We start from the raw sequence: 19,419 nt of genomic DNA on the forward strand, positions 1-19,419 counted from the left end.
GAGAGCATTTGCCCGCGTCCTAACAGAGGCAGGCAAAATGCTCAACGTTGCTGGCGCGCAAACCAGACACTGGCGACAGCGAGTGCAACGAAACCGAGCGGAAAATACAGCCGGATGCCGAGGACGACGAACTGGTAAAGCGCCGTCAACATCGTGAACACGAACTGGAAAACCCAGGTGATGGTGAGCGCGGGTGCATGCCATTGGACATAGTAGGAGCGATATTGCAGCCCAAAGAGGCCGCCGGTGAAGGTAATTGTCGCGGCGAGAAGGCAGACGAAGGCGGCGGCGAGGGCGATTTCCAGTGGCGTCCGAGCGAGACGAGCCGCGCCAGAAACAGCCCAACCGGGAAGGCCAGCGCGCCGCCGGCAGCATAAAGCAGCGAGACGAAGCGGACCTTCGCCGGGGTCTCCCAATCGTACAACAGCAGATTGAGCAGCGCGCTGGCGCCCATCGCTATGGCCCACAACAAGGCACCGGCAAATGCGGTGCGCAGCGGCGGCAAGGAGCGGCGAAGACGGCCCAGAGCGCGATAGCGCATGGCGGGGAACTTCACAGGCGACCGGTTACCGCGATCCAGCGATAGTCCGGCCCTTCGAAGCCGTATTGGCGCACCGCGATCAGCACGGCATAGGCGCTGAGGCTATCCAGCGAAAATGTCTGAACCGCGCCGATCTGGTAGCCATTCGGACAGCCTCTGCTTTGCGGGCTCGATTTGTCCTCGTGAATGATCCTCGTCTGGCCGCCATCCTTCGCCTCGATGCGCAGCAGGCGAAAGCCATTGATCTCGCCCTGGCTCTGGCAGCGTTCGGTGTCATTCATGCCGATCTGGTCGAGCCGGAACTCGAGCGGATCGTCGACCGGCGAGAAGATCGGGCGCGGATTGACCACCATGCGGAAGGGATCGGCAGAAAGCTCGGTCACCGGGTTGAAGCCGGCGGTGATGCCGCGATTTGCCGTGAGTTCCGCCTGACTGACGATCGCTTCGCCCCTTTGCCGGGCCTGCAGCCGCGCTGCGGCCACCGTGGCATTCTCGTCGTCGAGCCGGACACGTATCGGCGAGCCCTTCAGGAAACTGTCGTCGGCCGTGTCGATATAATAGCGGGTCGCATAGGGAAATCCCGATCCGTCCTGGACGCCGTATTCCTCGAAGGCAAAGACCCCGCCATCACTGCTGAAGCCGAGGATCTCAAGCTCGGCGACATCGCCTGCGTGGGCGGCGGCCAAAGTTGCAAGCGGGGCAAGCAGGCAGACTGCAAACAGGGCAAGATTTCGCATGGGGCTTTCCATTCCGGCGGTCGACGCCGTTAAATTCCTATCACGATGCCGTCAAAAGATCGTGCTGACTGAAACACAAAGTCGATGCATCCAATCCGGCCGCCGTTTGTTATTGTCGGCAGCTTCACCGCATTGTGCCTTCCGAAAATCAGAATCGATTTTCGGAAGGCACGATGCATTGATTCAAAATGTTTAGAGCGTCGTTTGCGCGTCCAAAGGGACGCGCGGCGCTCTAAGGGAGACCCCCATGACAGATGCAGCCAAGATTCGCGAACGTATGGAAGTGATCGGTGCCGACGGCGTCCATGTCGGTACCGTCGACAAGGTTGACGGAGATCGCATAAAGCTGACCAAGCGCGACAGCGGCGAGGGCGCTCACAGGGGCCATCACCACTTCATTCCTCTCAGCCTTGTCGCCGAGGTCGAGGGCCAGAAGGTGCGGCTGTCGGCAAACTCGGATGTTGCGGTCACGTTCGAGGAAGAAAAATCCGAACCCACCTGATCATAATCCAGTCTGATTACGGCTCACCCGAATGAGCGTTGCGCGTTCAGCGCGACGACCAGACCGGGAACAGATCGCCCTCGGCCGGCGTCGCGGCAAAGACGCCGCGGCTGATGGCGCGCGCCATCGTGGCGCCGGCCGCGGCGTAGAGATCGATTGCATCGTCGGGCTCAAGCTCGATGCCGCTCTTGCCCGTTGCCAGCGCGAAGACCAGATCGCCGTCGGCGGGCGTATGCGTCGGCCAAATGGCACGGACAAAGCCGTCATGCGCCGATATCGCCAGGCGTTTGGCGGCGGCCTTCGTGAGTACCGCATCGGTGGCGATCACGGCGATGGTCGTGTTGGCGCCGGTTTCCGCCTGCTCTGCGGCATACCTGTCACGGAACTTCAGCAGGACCTTTCTGGCATCGTCAGGCATCGGGTGGGGATAGCCTAACCCGCCGAACTCGTCGCCGATCTCGAACGGTGCCGCCCAGAAATGGCGGGTCCCGGCGACCGTCACCGAGCCGGTCGGGTTGACGGCGGCAAGCGCGCCGATGGTGACGCCGCTGTCCAGCACCGTCGAGGCCGAGCCGAGCCCGCCCTTCAGGCCGGAGCTCAGCGCGCCGGCACCCGCGCCGGCGGTGCCGAGCGCAAAGTCGATCGCGGCGGCTTGCGCGGCTTCGTAGCCGAGGTCGCGGTAAGGCGGATACCGGCCCCAATCCTTGTCGCCGCCATTGCGCAGATCGAACAGGATCGCCGCCGGCACGATCGGCACGCGAAAGCCGCCGACCTCGACGCCGATGCGCCTTTCACGCAATGCCGCCTGCACCCCCGACGCGGCGTCGAGGCCAAAAGCCGACCCGCCCGAAAGCACCACGGCATGGATGGCGTGGATCGAATTGTGCGGCTCGAGCAGGTCGGTTTCGCGGGTGCCCGGCGCACCGCCCAGGATTTGCACGCCGGCCACGGCCGGTTCGTCGCAGATGACGGTGGTCACACCGGATTTCAGCTTGGCATTCGCCGCATTGCCGACACGCAGGCCGGCGACGTCCGTGATGAGATTGCGCGGACCCGTATGGAACATCCCTGTGCTGGACATCATTGGCTCTCCGCCGGCGCGAAACGGCCGCCGTCGAAACGGTAGGCTCGATAAGGATTTTGCGTCAGGTCACCTTTTTCGTCAAAGCGGATCGGTCCGATCGCCGTGGTGAAGTCATGCGCGGTCAGCACGTTGGCCAGCCTCTCGCCGGAGCTTTGCGGCAATGCTGAAGCCGCCTTGGCGATCTCGACCGCGGCATAGGCGGGAAGCGTGTAACCTTCCGGCACGATGTTTTGTGCTGCAAAGCTTTGCAGTACCTTGGGGTCGGCGACGTCGGCCCATTCGGGCGGCGCGATCATCAGCGTGCCGACGGCATAAGGCACGTCGCCGGGCGGCGCGCGCAACGCTTCGCCGCCGGCAAACACCATGCCGGTATTTAGCTGGCCGGCATCCCGGCCCATAATGGCGACATCATCGCCGTCGCCGCCGGCAAAGACATGCGTTGCGCCGGCTTTCTTCAGCCGGCCGATCAGGCCGATCTGGTTGTCGAGCTGCGGCCGGAACGTGTCGACGAACACCGGCTTCAGAGCCGCTTGCTCGGCGGCTGCCCGAAACGTCTCGGCCATTTCGCGGCCATAGATCGTGCCGTCGTCGACTATGGCGAACAGCTCGGTTTGCCATAGGCGGGTGAGGATGGCAGCGACGGCATTGCGCTCGTCGTCGCCGCGCGGCCCGAGACGATAGATCGGCCATCCGGTCTTGGCGCGCCGGTCGGTCAGGCTTTCCGTGCGCACGCCGACGGTGATCACCGGTATGCCGGCATCCTTGAGGATCGGCAGAGCCGCCTCGATTGCGTCGGTGCACAAAAACCCGATGACGACGTTGACCTTGGCCGCGGTGAACTCCCGCGCGGCGGCGGCGCCACCGTCGGCCGTGCAGGCGTCATCGATCGACTTGATTTCGGCATCGTTCGCTTCAGCCGCCATTGTCGCGCCGGCCTCGATCTGTTTGCCGAGGATCGCCGACGGCCCCGACAAAGGTGCCGCGACGCCGACCAGCAGCGTCTCGGCATTTGCACTGCAGGCGACCGAGAGCCAGGCCAGCACCGCTATCGTGGTTGTCCAAGGTCGCATGCGAGCGAAGAATTCCTCCACGCCGGTCGCGTGGTTGCCGGCGCCAATGCCGTCAAGACCTAAAGGCTGGCCAGCTTTGGCGCAACACGCGAATTCGGGATATAGGTCAAGCACTTCGCTTGTGGCCTGCAATATCCCCCCATATATAACGGTTGGTTCTGACTAGTGGAAAATCATCGGTGCTGAAGAAGAATGACATCGGGCCGCAGGCCTACCGCGACGCGATGGCCCATTTTGCTGGCCATGTGCATGTAGTCACCACCGATGGCCCTGCCGGCAGGCGCGGCGCGACGGTGATCGCGGCCTGCTCGGTGTCGGACACGCCGCCAACCATCCTGGTTTGCCTCAATCGTGAAAATCCCAAGAACGAGCCGTTCGTGGAAAACGGCAAATTTGCCCTGAACACGCTGGCTTCGGATCAGGAGCCGCTGTCGATCGCCTTTTCCGGCATTACCGGCCTGCCGGTCGAGGAGCGTTTCGCGTTGGCCGAATGGGATGTGATCTCGACCGGTGCGCCGACGCTGAAGGGCGCGCTCGCCGTCTTCGACTGCGAACTGATCGACTCCAAGGATCTGGCCACCCACCGTGTGCTTTTTGGCAAGGTTACAGGTTTGCGCATCGGCGATAATTTGCGGCCGCTGATCTATCACAACCGCGGCTACCACGCTTTGTAGAGGCTTTCAGATGGCCGCGCCCGCGAAGACAGAATGACCGAGTTGAAAACCGCGTCCGGCGCCGCGGATGATCGACGAGACGCTCGATCTGTTGACCCGTGCGGATTATGTGGCGGACCGGTCGCTGGCGACCGTGCTGTTTTTATGCGTTCGGTCGACCCGCGGCGGTGGATCCAGGCTGGCGCGAAGCGCGTCGCATAACCACATGTCTGCCAGGGAGAAAATCATGGAACACAGTATCTATCTCGATGAGGCCCGCGATCCGCTGATCATCGCGGAGGGCTGGATGAAGGACGGCAAGGATGTCGCCATTGCCACCGTGGTCGAGACCTGGGGCTCGGCGCCGCGCCCGGTCGGCAGCCACCTAGTGATCGACGCGGAAGGCAATTTCCACGGCTCCGTCTCGGGCGGCTGCGTCGAAGGCGCGGTGGTGACCGAGGCGGTCGATGTTATCGATAGCGGCACGGCCAAAATGCTCGAATTCGGCGTCGCAGACGAGACCGCCTGGCAAGTCGGCCTGTCATGCGGCGGCCGCATCAAGGTCTATGTAGAAAGATTGGGTTGATCTCGAATGGATCCCTATGCGCTGAAGACACTCAACGCCGAACGCCGCGCCCGCCGCGCGGCAATCCTGGTCACCGATCTCGGCGACGGCCGCGACCGTGTCGTGCGCGAGGGCGACCGGGTAGCCGGCGAACTCGGGGCGGCCATCGCCAAGGCATTTCGCACGGGCAATTCCGGTTCGGCCGAAGCTGAGGGACGGACCTTCTTCCTCAACGCACATCTGCCGCAGCCGCGCCTGGTGGTGATCGGCGCCGTCCACATCAGCCAGGCGCTGGCACCGATGGCCAGGATCGCCGGCTATCCTGTCGAGATCATCGATCCGCGAACGGCCTTTGCCACGCCCGATCGTTTTCCCGATATCGCGCTGCATGCCGAATGGCCAGAGGATGTGCTGACGCGTCAGCCGCTCGATAGCTATACGGCGCTGGCTGCTCTCACCCACGATCCGAAGATCGACGATTTCGCGCTGAAGGCGGCGCTCGACGCCGGCTGCTTTTATGTCGGCGCGCTCGGCAGCCGCAAGACCCACGCCAAACGTGTGGAACGCCTGCTGGCTTCGGGAGCGACCGCCGACCAGATCGCCCGCATTCATGCCCCGATCGGCCTCGACATTGGGGCTGCCAGCCCGGCCGAGATCGCCGTCGCGGTGTTGGCGCAAGCGATCCACGCCTTTCGCTCCCGTGGTCTCGAATCCAAAGGCGCCATCGCGTGAAATTTGGTCCCGTTGCGATCGATGCGGCCGAAGGGGCAGTGCTGGCGCACGCCACCACAGCCGGAGAGCGCCGCTTCCGCAAGGCGCACAGGCTAAGCGCCCGGGATGTGTCCCTGTTGAAGGCCGCTGGCATTTCCGAGGTCGTAGCGGCGGTGTTGGCGCCCGATGATCTCAGCGAGGACGTCGCTGCCGAAAAGATCGCCGCATCCATGATCCATCGCAACATCGAGGCGAGGCCCGCCGCGACAGGTAGGGTCAACCTCCACGCGCAGGCTGCCGGCATGTTCACCGTCGACGCGGCGATGATCGACGCCATCAACGCCGTCGATCCGACGATCACCATCGCCACGCTGGCGCAGCATGCGCCGGTCGAAAAAGGTCAGATGGTAGCAACGGTGAAGATCATCCCATTTGCGGTCGCCTCCGCTTTGGTCGATGCCGTGGCAAGGATCTGCGCCGGCGGCGAGATATTTGCGGTCAACGCCTATCAGCCGGTGCGCGTCGGCGTCATCCAGACGGTGCTGCCCGGCATCAAACCCAGCGTGCTCGACAAGACGCTGCGCGTCACCGAAGCGCGCCTGGCGCGTTCGGGCGGCAGGCTGACGGCGGAGCGTCGAACCCCGCATGAAATTATCCCCGTCGCCGAGGCTGCGGCCTCGCTGATCCGCGACAACGATATGGTGGTGATCTTCGGCGCTTCGGCGATGGCCGATTTCGGCGACATCGTTCCTGCTGCGATCGAAAGGGCGGGCGGCACTGTCATCCGCGCCGGCATGCCGGTCGATCCCGGCAATCTGCTGGTGCTAGGCACTCTAGGCGGCAAGCGCATCATCGGTGCGCCGGGCTGCGCCCGCAGTCCCAAGGAGAACGGCTTCGACTGGGTGCTCGACCGGCTGATCGCCGGTCTCGACGTGACCGCCAGGGATATTGCCGGCATGGGTGTCGGCGGGCTGTTGATGGAAATTCCGACGCGGCCGCAACCGCGCGAGCCATTGCCGGCCAAAGCCGAACCAAAGGTCGAGATCGTGCTTCTGGCCGCCGGCCGCTCCAGCCGCATGGGCGGGCCGAACAAGCTCTTGGCGCTCTTCGACGGCAAGCCGCTGGTCCGTCGCACTGCCGAACGCGCGGTCGGTTCGAAAGCCGGGGCCACCATCGTCGTCACTGGCCACCAGCGCGAGCGCGTGCGCGATGCACTGTCTGGCCTCGATGTGACCTTCGCCGACAATCCGGATTTCGGCGAGGGTCTGTCTTCGTCGCTGAAGGCCGGCATCGCCAAGATTTCCGGCGACGCCGCAGGCGCCATGATTGTCCTCGGCGATATGCCCGGCGTCGCCTCGGCCGACCTCGACAAGCTGATCGAGGCGTTCCGCAGGTCCGAAGGCCGATCGGTGGTGCGGGCCTCGCACGACGGGCGGCGCGGCAATCCGGTGCTGCTGCCGCGTTCGCTGTTTGCCGCGATCGCTCACCTCGAAGGCGATACCGGCGCCCGCCATCTGGTCGAGGCCGAAGGGCTCGACGTCATCGATGTCGAGATCGGCGAAGGGGCAGCCGTCGATGTCGACACGCGCGAGGCGCTGGAAGGCGCCGGCGGCGTGCTGCAGGATTGACAAACCGAAGCCGAAAAACGCATGGCTGAGGGATGGCCTTTCGTTCCTGCTTCCGGTTCCGCTTGCCTCCCTCCGGCCTCCCGGCCCTGCTGATGGCGATTCTTTTGTCGCTCTCTTGTGCCGCCTACGCCAACGCTCTCGAACTCAAGCCCTTCAAGGACGATCTGTTCGCCTATCCGGTCACGCTCTCATCCGAAAACAACGGCGCCTATACGGTTGTCGATTATCGTGAGCTGCGCGACATCAACGCTCGTGACGAAGTGCCTGAGCGTCGTGTGCACGCGCAATACACCGAAACCGGCGTGCGCAAGGTGCAGCAGGATCTCTTGCTGAAGACCGACGCTGGCGATGTCCGCCACATTGCCGTCGGCAAGACCGGGGGCGCCAGCATCATCGTGCTTTACCTGCACGGGCAGGGCGGCAGCCGTAAGCAGGGCACCGACGACTTCACCTTCGGCGGCAATTTCAACCGCATCAAGAACCTGATGGCCGGCAATGGCGGCCTCTATCTGTCGCCGGATTTTTCCGATTTCGGCGACACCGGTGCCACCCAGATCGCCGCATTGATCGGCCACTATGCCGAACAGTCGCCGCGCGCAAAAATCTTCGTCGCCTGCGGCTCTATGGGCGGCGCGTTGTGCTGGAAGCTGGCAGGCCGCAAGGACTCCGGCGGGCGCATCGACGGGCTGCTGCTGCTCGGCTCGCTGTGGGACGAGAGTTTCTTCTCAAGCCCCGCCTTCAAGCGTCGTGTGCCGGTCTTCTTCGGCCAGGGCAGCAAGGACCCGGTGTTTCCAATCGAGAAACAGGAAGCCTTCTTCCGATCGATTCTGGCCAAATCGAAAGCCTATCCGACCCGCTTCGTCCGCTTCGAGACCGGCACGCATGGCACCCCTATCCGCATGACCGACTGGCGCGGCACGCTCAACTGGATGTTGTCGAAGGTCCCTTAGGGCGCGGTGTTGTAGTCGAGCACGGTCTGCGGGTTGATCTCGCCGTCATAAGAGGCATCGACCTCATACTGCACCAGCGAGAAATTGCCGTGGCGAAACAGGTAGGTGCCGGCCGACGAGGCGTCGCCGACGCCGCGCCACTTGTTCAAGGATGAAATCGTTTTGGTGGCCTCGTCATATTCGGAGTTGACCAACTGGTCGTCGGTCTGGAAGCCGATGATGTTGATGCCCTCGACCTTGCCTTCGCTATTGTTGTTCTCATAGCGAATATCGAGTTCCGGTGACGCGAATTGCAATTGCCGGACGCCCGATACGTCGTCGTAGATGTAATAGACTGCGCTCTCATTGTAGGCGGCCATCGAGCAGAAAAAGCGAAACAGCCGTGTCTCGCGTTCGGGCTCGTTTTCGGCCGCCCCCGCATCCTTGTAGCGGAGCGAGTAGGCGTCCGGCTCTCCTCGCGGATCGCCGCCGGGCATGTCCTTGTCGCATTGGTCGCCATAGGTCGCTGTGAAGGCCTTCTTGGCCTGCTCAAGCGCTGCGTCCTTCTTCGGCGGCGTCGGTCCTTCGCCGCAGCTTGCCGGCACGGCATCCTCGAAATCGGCCTTCGAGGGTTTCAGCGCACCCTTGTCGATGAAGATCGCGCGAAATGGCGGTTCCTGGATCGAAGCGTTGATCTGGCGCAGCGTGTAGCAACCGGCAAAGACATTCTCGCTGCCGTCGTTGGCCGTCGCCCGGATGGCGACGGGGACGCTGTAATAGATGCTGCCGGCAGCACCGTCTTCGGACACACCACCGATTTTGACTTCGACCGTGTCGGTGCCGTCATAGCCTTTGACGAAAGCATCGAAGTCCTTGGCCGGCTTGGTGTCGCCGAAATAGTCCCAGGCGCGCGCGAATTCGTGCCGGCTGATGGCACTATAAAGCGACCGGATGACCGCTTCGGCATTCGACCTGTCGTCGATATAAGGCGCGTCGGCGGCGAGCACCGGTTGGCTGGTAGCGGCAACGGAGAAAAAAGCGGTCGCTGCGAACAAGGCGCGTCTCATCGGGAACCTCCACTCGATGAAAAATCCTATCATATCGATTGCGGCGGCGTGGTGACGCTTGAACAATCGCCTGCGAAAGCGCTACCTCTCGCCCTCGGCAGTCGGGCCGCGTGGAGATTTCTTGTGACCATATCAATGTATGAAGCATCCGTGCCGGTATTTTCGGCGAGGCTGAAGGCACTAGCCAATGTGCTGAACATTGCCGAGCAAAATGCGGCTGACCGCAAGATCGACCCGCAGGTGTATCTCACGGCGAGGCTGGCGCCGGACATGTTCGCCCTGACCAGGCAGGTACAGATTGCCACCGATCACGCCAAGGGCGCGCCGTCGCGGCTTGCCGGGCGCGAGGTGCCAAAATACGAGGACAATGAGGCGAGCTTCGCCGAGCTGCAGGCGCGCATAACCAAGACGCTCGATCTACTCGCCACGTTCTCGGCGGCCGAATTCGATGGTTCAGATGACAGAATGGTCGAACTGAGGCTTGCGGGGCGCGAAGTGTCGATGCCGGGAATGCAGTATCTGCTGCATGCCGCCGTGCCCAATTTCTATTTCCACCTGACCACCGCCTATGACATCCTGCGTCACAACGGCGTGCCATTGGGCAAGTCGATTTTCCTCGGATTGCGTTGAGATTCGCTCGGGAGATATCCCGGCCGCGCCGGGATATCTCGCGGTGCACTGTTTAGCGCAGGGACATTTCCCGGGCGATGCGCGGGAAATCGGACGGCTTGACGCCGATATCGGCGCGATCGGCATTGCTCATCGAATGGAGCAGCGCCAGTGCCGCGCGATAGCGCAGCTGTTCCCGCGGACGCGGACGGGCGAACATTTCAGTGAAGAATCCCATGATTCAAGCCCCTTTATTGAACCTCCACGGCCGTCAATATAGGCAGATCATGACAATTGTGCAGTGCAGCATCCGCATGGCAGCCATGCTGCCCCGATCTTTTTTGACATAATTCGGCTGTTCCGGCGAAACTTCTGTGGCGCTTCGACCGTAGGAGTCAGTGCCGGCACTTGGCCGGTTTTTCCTCGCCATTCCTGGCGAAATTCCGGACTGCATTCACATGCAGTCCGGCTTTTTTTGTTAGCCGCAGGGATAAACTCCGTCCGCCGGCGTCCTGGGAAAGTCGCCTGGCCTGCCGTCGGTGGGCTTGGAAGCGGGCGGCGCTTTCCTGTATGCTATTGCTTCCTCCTCGCGCAGCCGCGCAAAATTCCCGCCGGAGAAACTCCATGCACAAACGCCGTCTCGGCCAGACCGATCTTTTCGTGTCGCAAATCTGCCTCGGATCGATGACCTGGGGCCAGCAGAACACCGAGGCAGACGGTCACGCCCAGATGGATCTGGCGTTTGCTCGCGGCGTCAATTTCATTGACACCGCCGAACTCTATCCGATCCCGCCCAAGGCGGAGACACAAGGCCGTACCGAGACATTCATCGGCAATTGGATGAAGGAGAAGCGCAATCGCGACCAGGTGATCGTCGCCTCGAAGGTAGTTGGTCGTACCGCCAACACTTGGTTTCGCGGCGACCGCCCGTCTAAGCTGGTGCGCGCCGATATCTTCGACGCTATCGATAAGTCACTCGCCAGGCTCAACACCGATTACATCGACCTCTATCAGATCCATTGGCCGGAACGCGACGTGCCGTGGGGCGCCAATCCGAACCGAATCGGCGCTGTGCCGCGACGCTCCGATGCCGCCGGCGTGCCGGAGGGCGAGACGCCGATCGCCGAGACGCTTGCCGTATTCGATGAACTGGTGAAGGCCGGCAAGATCCGCCATTTCGGCCTGTCGAACGAGAATTCCTGGGGCGTCATGCGTTTCATCGCCGAAGCCGACAAGGGCCTCGGCCCGCGCGTCGCCTCGCTGCAGAACGCCTATAATTTCGTCAATCGCACCTTCGAGGTGAACCTAGCCGAAGTCTGCGAGCGCGAGCAGGTGTCGCTGCTTGCCTATTCGCCGCTGGCGCAAGGCTATTTGACCGGCAAATACGATCATGGCGCGCGGCCGCAGGGCTCGCGCTCGCAGTTGTTCAACCGCGGCCAGCGCTACGAGACTCCGAATGCTGCCGAGGTGCAGCTCGAATACAACCGGTTGGCGCGCACCTTCGGCATGGAGCCGGCGCTGTTTGCCAATGCCTATATCTCGAACCGGCCCTTGGTCACCTCGAACATCATCGGCGCCACCACCATTTCGCAACTCGAAATGGCGCTCTCTTCCGCCGACGTGGTCTGGACCGAGGACATGCAGAAAGCCGTTGATGCGATCCACCAGCGCGTCGGCAATCCGTGCCCTTGATGCGTCGGGACGTGGTTGTCCGATCGTCATAAGGAGAGGGGAACAGCCGTGGACTTCCGGATCGACGCGGTGCGCGCGAAATTTCCGGCTTTGTCGCTGACCGACAAGAGCCGCCGGCGCATCTATCTCGACAATCCTGCCGGCACGCAGGTCCCACAGGCGGTGGCGGACGCAGTATCGCGTTGCTTGCTGACCACCAATGCCAACCTCGGCGGCTTCTTCGAGACCACCGTTGCCGCACAAGACATCGTGGACGAGGCCCATCTGGCGATGGCGGATTTTCTCGGCGCTGCGAGCCCGCAGGAAATCATCATCGGTGCCAACATGACGACATTGACCTACCACATGTCGCGAACGCTCGGCCGCACGATGAAGCCCGGGGACGAGATCATCCTCACCCGCATGGACCATGAGGGCAACGTCTCACCCTGGCTGCAACTGGCTGAAGACCTTGGCCTTGTGGTGCGCTGGCTGCCTTTCGACCAGCAGAGCTGGCAGATCGAGGAGGCGGCGCTCGCCGCGCTGCTTTCCGAGAGGACGCGGCTCGTCGCGCTCAACTACGCCAGCAATCTCACCGGGTCGATCAACCGGGTGAAGGCGTTGACCGGCATCGCCAGGCGGGCTGGTGCGTTGGTCTACATCGATGCCGTCCAGTTCGCGCCGCATGGCCTGATCGACGTCCAAAACCTCGGCTGCGATTTCCTGATCTGCTCGGCTTACAAGTTCTTCGGCCCGCATATGGGAATTTTGTGGGGCAGGCTGGACGTTATCGATGCGCTTAAGCCGTATAAATGCCGTTGCTCGTCCAATGCCTTGCCGGAGCGCTTCGAGCTCGGCACGCCGCAAATCGAACTGATGGCCGGCCTGTCGGCGGCTGTCGATTATTTTGCCGAGTTGGGCGCGGCAGCCGGCGCGCAAGGATCGCGTCGGCTGAAAATCGCCAAGGCCTTCGAAGTTTCAATCGCTTACGAGAACCCGCTGGCGCAACAGCTGATCGACGGTCTGTCAGATATTGCCGGCCTGACCATCCACGGCATCACCGATCCGAAGCGGATCAATGAGCGTGTGCCGACGGTGTCGTTCACTGTCGAAGGCATCGTGCCGGAGACGATCGTGCGGCAGATGAATGCCGAAAACATCTTCCTGTGGTCCGGCCACAACTACGCCTGGGAGATCGTCCACCAGCTCGGCATTCCGGCCGAGCAGGGGGTGGTGCGCATCGGCATCGCTCATTACAACACTTCAGCCGAAATCGACGACACGCTGGAGAGCGTGCACCGCGTTGTCGCCATGCTGAGGCAGGAACGATCCTGAGCGGCCCTCGCGGGCGGATCATCGCTTGTGGGCGCCACCAAAACCGGTGAGGAAGGCGGTGAGATTGTCGCCGAGCTCGTCGCAGAGATAGCCGCCTTCCTGGACGATGACCGTTGGCAAGCCGAGCCCGGCGATCACCTCGCCAATGCGCGAAAAACCAGGCGTGCTCACCGACAGCCCGCCGAACGGATCGCCTTCGAAGGCATCTAGCCCCAGCGCCACCACAAGCGCATCGGGCGAGAAGGCGTTGATGCGCTGGAACGATGCCTCCAGCGCTTCGAGGAACGCTGCATCGCCGGATTTGCGCGGCAGCGGCAGGTTGAGATTGTAGCCGAGGCCGGCGCCTTCGCCGCGCTCGTCGCCATAGCCCCAGAAAAACGGGTAGAAGCGCACCGGGTCGGCATGCAGCGACACGGTGAGCACGTCCGGCCGGGCATAGAAGATGCCTTGCGTGCCGTTGCCGTGGTGCAGGTCGACATCGAGGATCGCCACCCGCGCCGCCTGCTTGCGCAGAACCTGTGCAGCGACGGCCGAATTGTTGATGAAGCAGAAGCCGCCGGCGACATCGGCAAAGGCGTGATGGCCGGGCGGCCGGCACAGCGCATAGGCGGCGGGCGCTCCCGACATCACCGCCTCGGCGGTTTCAACCGCGCTCCAGGCGCTCCAAAGCGCGCTCTGCCACGTCTCGCCGGAGATCGGGCAGGCGGTGTCGGCCATGTGGTAGCCGGCCTGGCCGACCGCCGAGGCCGGATAGGAGCCGTTCCGCGCGATCGGATGGATATTGGGGATGACCTCGGCCGAGGCGCCCTCGATGCGCTGCCAGCGCGCGAAGATATGCTGGAGAAAATCGAGATATTCCGGCGTATGCACCGCCGCAATCGGGCCGAGCCCGTGATCCCGCGGCCGTTCGATCGTGCAGCCGGCAGCCTTGGTGCCGGCTAACAATCGCTCGACCCGTTCCGGCTTTTCCGGATTGGGCTGCGGCGCGCCGCTTGAGAGGAACGCCTTCGGGTCGTGGCGCTTCTGTTCTTCGGCATAGAAGGCTTTCATGTTGGCTCCTCCGGTGCATCGGCAAAGGCGAAAAAGGCGTCGCCGACGATCTTCTGCACCTGCTCGTAGCTCGACCAGCCAATGCCTAACCGTTCGTAAAAAGCCTTGGCGGTCTTGTTGTCGGTGTTGACGGACAGCCTGAGATAGACGCCGCCTACCTTCCGGCACTGCGCCGCCACCCGGCGCAGCAGGCGCTCGCCGATCCTGCGGCCACGAAAACGGTCCTCGACATAGAGGTCCTGCACATAGACGCCGGGCCGTCCCATCCATGTCGAGAAGATCGGAAAATACAGGCAAAGCCCGGCAAATTCGCCACCGACTTCGGCGATCAAGGTCGAGAAGGCAGGCTTTTCGCCAAAGCCATAGGTGCGGAGATCCTGAGCTGTCGAGGTGATCTCCTGATGTGCGCCGACATGCGCGCCGAGCCGTAGGAGTGCGGCGTGGATGGTTTCGACGTCCTCGACGGTCCCGGGCCGGATGTTGATCTCGGGCAAAGCGACAGTCACTGGAGGTACGATGCCAAGGCACCCCCCGCTGGCCTGCCCTCTTTACGACTACTTGGCATCTCCCCCTCAAGTGGGGAGATCGGATCACCTCCGCGTTCGCCAATCTCCAACGCTGAAAAAGGGGCAGGATGGCGAAGCTGCCAATCTCCCCCCTTGAAGGGGAGATGCCAAGTAGTGGTAAAGAGGGCAGGACAGAGGAGGGTGGGCCGGGAGCCAAACATTTCAGATTGCCTTCATCTCAGAACGCCACGCGGTCGCCGCCCTTGAGCGCCAGCATCTGCCGCGCCTCGGCCGGCGTAGCGACGTCCAGCGACAATCCGTCGAGCACGCCGCGGATGCGGCGCACCTGGTCGGCATTGGACTTGGCGAGCTGGCGCCCGTCGTAGAGGCTGTCCTCCAGCCCGACGCGGACATTGCCGCCCATCGCCGCCGCAATCGAGATCATCGGCATCTGGTGGCGTCCGGCGGCCAGCACCGAAAATTGGTAGCTGTCGCCGAACAGTTTGTCGGCGATGCGCTTCATGTGGACCAGGTTTTCTGGATCGGCGCCGATACCACCCAATATGCCGAGCACGAATTGGATGAACAATGGTCCCGACACCAGCCCGCGGTCGCGGAAATGCGCAAGCGAATAGAGATGGCCGACATCGTAGCACTCGAATTCGAAACGCGTGCCGCAGCCGCACCCAAGCTTTTCCAGCACCGTCTCCATATCGGCAAAGGTGTTCTTGAAGATCGTGTCACGGGTAGCCTCGAGCAGCTTCGGCTCCCATTCGTGCTGCCATTCTCGCGGCCGCTCGAGCATCGGGAACAGCGCAAAATTCATCGAACCCATATTGAGCGAACACATTTCCGGCTCGGCCCTGAGCGGCGCGGCCAGCCGCTGGTCGAGCGTCATCAGCGACGATCCGCCGGTGGTGATGTTGATCACCGCATCGGTCGCCTGCTTGATGCGCGGCAGGAACTGCATGAACACCTCGGGGTCGGCGGTCGGCCGCCCATCCTTGGGGTCGCGGGCATGGAGATGCAGGATCGAAGCGCCGGCGTCGGCGGCGGCGATCGCGTCTGCGGCGATCTGGTCCGGCGTTCACGGGCAGATGCGGCGACATCGACGGGGTGTGTACCGACCCGGTGACGGCGCAAGTGATAATGACTTTTCGCGGCGCCATGGTTCGCCTCTCAGCCTTCGACCGGCAGGTCGAGCTCGCCGGCCAGCACGTCGAGCGAGTCGCCGATGATGGATATGATCTCGCCGATCTGCGCGGCGGTGACGATCATCGGCGGCGCGACCATGAAATTGTCGCCATCGACGCCGCCCTTGACCTTGCGTCCGTAGATGATCAGGCCGCGCTCATAGGCGAGGTCGAGCAGGCGCTGAGTGGCTTTTTTCGCCGGCTCGATCGGCCTCAGCGTTTCTGGGTCGGCGACCATTTCGGCACCGGTGAGCAGGCCCTTGCCGCGGATGTCGGCGATGAACGGAAACCGCTTCGCCAATCCCTTCAGCTCGTCCATCAAAAGCTCGCCCATGACAGCCGCGTTGGCGATCAGGCCGAGGCGGTCCATTTCGCCGAGCACGGCGAGCCCGGCGGCGCAGGCGAGCGGATTGCCGGCATAGGTATGGCCGTGCTGAAAGCCGCCCGATGCGAGCAAAGGCTGCACCAGCCGCATCGGTGCCGCCAGCGCGCCGAGCGGCGCGTAGCCAGAGCCCAGCCCCTTCGACAGCGCGACGATGTCGGGCTTGCAGTTCCAGTGGTCGCCGCCGAGGAATTTTCCGGTGCGGCCGGCACCGCTCATCACTTCGTCATGGATGAGCAAGATGCCGCAGCGATCGCAGATCTCGCGGATGCGCGGATAGTAGCTGTCCGGCGCCACCAGTGCTGCCGTGGCAGCGCCGCCGACTGGCTCCATGATGAAGGCGAGCACGCTCTGCGGTCCCTCGGCGAGGATCTTTTCCTCCAGCATGTCGGCGTAGCGGATGCCGCGCTGTTCCATCGAAAGATTGTCGCGGTCGCGCCAGGCGATGGGCGCCGGCACGGTCGGCATCATCTGCATCATCGGCACAAATGTTTCGGACAGCGCATCGTCGCCGGTAACGGCGAGCGCGCCGAGCGTGCCGCCATGATAGGAGGGAAAGCGCGAGATCACCTTCCAACGGCTGGGCTGGCCGGTGGCGACCGCCCATTGCCGCGCCAGCTTGATGCAGGATTCGGTCGCTTCCGAGCCGCCGGAGACAAAGAAGATGCGGTCCATGCCTTCAGGGAGTTTGGCGGCCAGCTGCCGCGCGAGCTCCTCGGCCGGTTCGTTCTCGAAATGCAGGCGGTAGGCGAAGGTGGCGCGGTCCATCTGCCTTTTCATCGCGTCGAGCACGTTGCGATTGGAGTGGCCGATATTGGCAACCATCGGACCGCTCGATCCGTCGATGAAGCGGCGGCCATCCTGCGTCCACATGTAGATGCCTTCGGCGCGGTCGATCAGCGGCCGGCGCACGCTGGATAGATAAAACAGATGCGAGGCTTCGCGAGTTTCCGGGGCAGGAGACTTCAACATGTCATGGCTTTCCAAGATAGCGGTCGAGGACATTTCTGGTGACGCGCTCGACCATCGCATCCTGCCTTAGCAGGCCGGCAATCCATTCGCAGCTTCCGGCGTGAAACACCTCGCCTTTGCCGCGCGGGAAATTGACGATCATGCCGTTGCCGCGTTTGACCTTGTCGAGGTTGGCATCGCTTGCCTCGCCGAACAGCGTCTCGGCGGTGAAGCGTCCGTCCTCGTCGCCGAGAAACTGGTCCTCGAACGCAATGTCGGCGCTTTCCTCGACCTGGCTCGCCATGCCGACGGCCAGCACTTGCAGCCCGTCCGGTGCACCGCTGTCGGGCTTGGGGTAGGGCAGGCCGCCGCGGATCTCGAAATCGAGCCCGTCGACCTCGTAGCCATAGACATGGCTGTCGGCGCCGAGCAGATCGCCATAGTAGATGCCGGTGCCGGCAAACGCCCAATGCTCCGGCCGGTAGACCGGAAAGCCGCGCACGCCGCGCGGCGCGCAGCCGCCCCAGCCGGCATAGACGCCTCTTGTCGCGTTGAGGCCGAAGGTCGCCGCACCCGGCCGGCCGATTTCCGGCGCTTCCCAGGAATTGGTGGCGCGCCTTATATCGCCGCCGCGATAGGCCGGGTCCTCGGCGCGAGCGCGGTATTTGTAGCAGACCTGCCGGCGGCCTTCGTCCTCCAGCCTGGTCTGCCACATGAAATTGCCGGCAAAGCGCGCCGCATGACCGCCGCGCTCGACATAGGTGTCGACCGCATCGCGCATTTCCCAGGTCCAATATTCGTCGTGGCCGACGAAGACGACGCAGTCATAGCCGTCGAGAATGTCGGGCGAAAAATGCAGATCGTGCTGGCTGGCGAGATCGACGGCGTAGCCGGCACGCTCGGCGAAGCGGAAGAAATGGCTGTCGTAGCTTGCCCAGCCGGCTGAGGCGTGTTTCTTCGAATGGCCGGTGGCAAAGGCCCATTCCATGTGCGGATAGCGCGGCACGGTTTTCGGCGGCACCGCGACTTCGAGCGGCACGCGCGGCGCATCCTTGGGCAGCACGACGAAGCCGCGGCACCAAGGCCGCTGCGTCGACACCATTCGTGCATATTGGTCCCGGCCTGGCCCGGTGATGCCTTCGTAATGGTTGGAACCGCCCCATGTGTTGTAGGCGAGCCAGGTGCCGGTGGCCGCCACCTGCAGCACACGGCCAGGCTTCTTGCCGGGCTGCGGCGCGACGATAAAAAGATGGTGGCAGCGGATCGGCTTGCCGTCCCGGCCATCTGCCGTCAGCGTCACGCGATAGGCGCCGGACGGCCAGTCGTCGCCGATGCGAAACTCGAACGACGCTTGCCAGCCGCAGCCTTCGACCGAACATTGGTCCGGCGTATCTTGCCAGCGCGCCGCGATTCCGGTCCCTTCGAACATTGTCGTTTCCGCGCCGCCGTCGCGGATGATCGCGATGCCGAAACTGGCGGCCGTCGAACTGACATGCAGTGCCACCATGTCGCCAGGACGGTAGGAAAAACGGTCGCTGTAGCACCAGATTTCGCCGCGCCTGCCATCCATACCGGGCCATTCCCAGTAATGGCTGCGCACCGCCTGGCGTCGCTGCTCCGGCGTCAGTCCGAAATCGGGAAACTCGGTCGGCAGATGGTTCATGAACACCGCTAAGGTCGAAGGCCGCCATTTCGGCCATCCGCCGGCCAAGCGTCAATTGGAAACGATCGGGCCAGCCATTGCCGGGCTGCTCCCTTGGCCTTGCCGGCCAAACAGACTATCTCACAAAGGGCGGCCTTGTCCGCCACGGGAGCCGATATGCTGAGAGTGCAAAAGGTCAGGGTCAACGATATCTACGTGCCGACGGCGCGCAAGAAGACGCTGCATCCCGAGACTGTCCGCAATCTGGCCGAGGACATTCTGGAAAACGGCATGAAGATGCCGATCCAGGTGCGCCATGACGGCAAGCGCCATATCCTGGTCGAAGGGTTGCATCGGCTGGAAGCCGCCAAGTGGCTCGGCGAGACCGAGATCGACGCCTATCTGGTGCAAGCCAAGCGCCACTGAAGCCACTTAATTCCGTCGTTCGAATCTCCTGTCCCGCGGATTTTTTCGCGGACCGTGTCGGCTTGCGTGTTGTCGGTTCGTCCTAGCACTACTTTGGCAGATTTTTAGCTCCGGGAGCGTTTCGAGGATTCCCAAGAGCGGTTTTGCGTGATTCATGAGAGGTCGGC

The 19,419-nt window shown here is 63.1% G+C and carries 19 protein-coding genes and 2 pseudogenes; 10 read left to right on the forward strand and 11 right to left on the reverse strand.

Annotated features, from left to right (window positions below):
* Positions 1-41 precede the first annotated feature (41 nt).
* Together NKK47_RS08160 and NKK47_RS08165 are read right to left on the reverse strand one after the other, a co-directional pair.
* Positions 42-541, reverse strand: a pseudogene (locus tag NKK47_RS08160) (hypothetical protein).
* Between the two features lie 11 nt (positions 542-552).
* Entirely contained in the window at positions 553-1,278 is a 726-nt protein-coding gene (locus NKK47_RS08165) for a DUF2259 domain-containing protein (protein WP_352576022.1), read from the reverse strand.
* 247 nt (positions 1,279-1,525) lie between these two features.
* Between NKK47_RS08165 and NKK47_RS08170 the strand changes: the two genes are divergently transcribed.
* Positions 1,526-1,780, forward strand: coding sequence for a DUF2171 domain-containing protein (locus tag NKK47_RS08170; RefSeq protein ID WP_023674734.1), 255 nt, complete (start codon positions 1,526-1,528; stop codon positions 1,778-1,780).
* Positions 1,781-1,826: 46 nt separating this feature from the next.
* Here the strand turns inward: NKK47_RS08170 and NKK47_RS08175 are convergent, their stop codons facing one another.
* Positions 1,827-2,846 carry a P1 family peptidase gene (locus tag NKK47_RS08175; RefSeq protein WP_352576060.1) on the reverse strand — a complete coding sequence of 340 codons (1,020 nt, stop codon included), beginning with the start codon at positions 2,844-2,846 and terminating at the stop codon, positions 1,827-1,829.
* Positions 2,847-2,860: 14 nt separating this feature from the next.
* The gene (locus NKK47_RS08180; RefSeq protein ID WP_352576024.1) at positions 2,861-3,934 is read right to left on the reverse strand and encodes a branched-chain amino acid ABC transporter substrate-binding protein; all 1,074 of its coding nucleotides are present in this window, start codon (positions 3,932-3,934) and stop codon (positions 2,861-2,863) included.
* Between the two features lie 179 nt (positions 3,935-4,113).
* Here NKK47_RS08180 and NKK47_RS08185 point away from each other — a divergent pair, with 179 nt between their 5' ends.
* From NKK47_RS08185 to NKK47_RS08205, 5 genes are all read left to right on the forward strand, one after another.
* Positions 4,114-4,608: a flavin reductase gene (locus tag NKK47_RS08185; RefSeq protein ID WP_023674737.1), complete on the forward strand. Its 495-nt coding sequence runs from the start codon at positions 4,114-4,116 to the stop codon at positions 4,606-4,608.
* A gap of 226 nt (positions 4,609-4,834) precedes the next feature.
* Positions 4,835-5,173 carry an XdhC family protein gene (locus NKK47_RS08190; protein WP_352570856.1) on the forward strand — a complete coding sequence of 113 codons (339 nt, stop codon included), beginning with the start codon at positions 4,835-4,837 and terminating at the stop codon, positions 5,171-5,173.
* Between the two features lie 6 nt (positions 5,174-5,179).
* Positions 5,180-5,884 (forward strand): XdhC family protein, encoded by a 705-nt coding sequence (locus NKK47_RS08195; protein ID WP_352576026.1) that lies wholly within the window; start codon positions 5,180-5,182, stop codon positions 5,882-5,884.
* Positions 5,881-7,491, forward strand: coding sequence for an NTP transferase domain-containing protein (locus NKK47_RS08200; RefSeq protein ID WP_352576028.1), 1,611 nt, complete (start codon positions 5,881-5,883; stop codon positions 7,489-7,491). Before NKK47_RS08195 ends, NKK47_RS08200 begins: the two co-directional genes overlap by 4 nt.
* Before the next feature lie 92 nt (positions 7,492-7,583).
* Positions 7,584-8,441: an alpha/beta hydrolase gene (locus NKK47_RS08205; protein ID WP_352576030.1), complete on the forward strand. Its 858-nt coding sequence runs from the start codon at positions 7,584-7,586 to the stop codon at positions 8,439-8,441.
* Here the strand turns inward: NKK47_RS08205 and NKK47_RS08210 are convergent.
* Positions 8,438-9,487, reverse strand: coding sequence for a DUF1176 domain-containing protein (locus tag NKK47_RS08210; protein ID WP_352576032.1), 1,050 nt, complete (start codon positions 9,485-9,487; stop codon positions 8,438-8,440). The two genes, NKK47_RS08205 and NKK47_RS08210, sit on opposite strands and share 4 nt — an antisense overlap.
* Positions 9,488-9,610: 123 nt before the next feature.
* Here NKK47_RS08210 and NKK47_RS08215 point away from each other — a divergent pair, with 123 nt between their 5' ends.
* Positions 9,611-10,117: a DUF1993 domain-containing protein gene (locus NKK47_RS08215; RefSeq protein WP_352576034.1), complete on the forward strand. Its 507-nt coding sequence runs from the start codon at positions 9,611-9,613 to the stop codon at positions 10,115-10,117.
* A gap of 52 nt (positions 10,118-10,169) precedes the next feature.
* Here NKK47_RS08215 and NKK47_RS08220 read toward each other — a convergent pair whose 3' ends face one another.
* Positions 10,170-10,334: a hypothetical protein gene (locus tag NKK47_RS08220; protein ID WP_352576036.1), complete on the reverse strand. Its 165-nt coding sequence runs from the start codon at positions 10,332-10,334 to the stop codon at positions 10,170-10,172.
* Positions 10,335-10,720: 386 nt separating this feature from the next.
* Here NKK47_RS08220 and NKK47_RS08225 point away from each other — a divergent pair, with 386 nt between their 5' ends.
* Together NKK47_RS08225 and NKK47_RS08230 are read left to right on the forward strand one after the other, a co-directional pair.
* Complete coding sequence (locus tag NKK47_RS08225; protein ID WP_352576038.1) at positions 10,721-11,788, forward strand: aldo/keto reductase; 1,068 nt, start codon at positions 10,721-10,723, stop codon at positions 11,786-11,788.
* Between the two features lie 48 nt (positions 11,789-11,836).
* A complete protein-coding gene (locus NKK47_RS08230; RefSeq protein ID WP_352576040.1) occupies positions 11,837-13,102 on the forward strand; it encodes a cysteine desulfurase-like protein in 1,266 nt (421 codons plus the stop codon).
* An 18-nt stretch (positions 13,103-13,120) separates the two neighbouring features.
* Here the strand turns inward: NKK47_RS08230 and NKK47_RS08235 are convergent, their stop codons facing one another.
* The 5 genes and pseudogenes from NKK47_RS08235 to NKK47_RS08255 form a co-directional block, all read right to left on the reverse strand.
* On the reverse strand, positions 13,121-14,152 hold the full coding sequence (locus tag NKK47_RS08235; RefSeq protein WP_352576042.1) for a histone deacetylase family protein: 1,032 nt from the start codon (positions 14,150-14,152) through the stop codon (positions 13,121-13,123).
* Positions 14,149-14,658 (reverse strand): GNAT family N-acetyltransferase, encoded by a 510-nt coding sequence (locus NKK47_RS08240; protein ID WP_352576044.1) that lies wholly within the window; start codon positions 14,656-14,658, stop codon positions 14,149-14,151. Before NKK47_RS08240 ends, NKK47_RS08235 begins: the two co-directional genes overlap by 4 nt.
* 238 nt (positions 14,659-14,896) lie before the next feature.
* Positions 14,897-15,827: pseudogene (gene kce / locus NKK47_RS08245) on the reverse strand (3,5-dioxohexanoate:acetyl-CoA acetone transferase).
* A 10-nt stretch (positions 15,828-15,837) separates the two neighbouring features.
* Positions 15,838-17,205, reverse strand: coding sequence for an aminotransferase family protein (locus tag NKK47_RS08250; protein WP_352576046.1), 1,368 nt, complete (start codon positions 17,203-17,205; stop codon positions 15,838-15,840).
* A 1-nt stretch (position 17,206) separates the two neighbouring features.
* The gene (locus NKK47_RS08255; RefSeq protein WP_352576048.1) at positions 17,207-18,847 is read right to left on the reverse strand and encodes a N,N-dimethylformamidase beta subunit family domain-containing protein; all 1,641 of its coding nucleotides are present in this window, start codon (positions 18,845-18,847) and stop codon (positions 17,207-17,209) included.
* 156 nt (positions 18,848-19,003) lie between these two features.
* Between NKK47_RS08255 and NKK47_RS08260 the strand changes: the two genes are divergently transcribed.
* Positions 19,004-19,252: a ParB N-terminal domain-containing protein gene (locus NKK47_RS08260; protein ID WP_352570865.1), complete on the forward strand. Its 249-nt coding sequence runs from the start codon at positions 19,004-19,006 to the stop codon at positions 19,250-19,252.
* Positions 19,253-19,419: the final 167 nt, after the last annotated feature.

The organism is Mesorhizobium sp. M0019, assembly GCF_040323975.1.
In the GTDB taxonomy this organism is placed as follows: Bacteria; Pseudomonadota; Alphaproteobacteria; order Rhizobiales; family Rhizobiaceae; genus Mesorhizobium.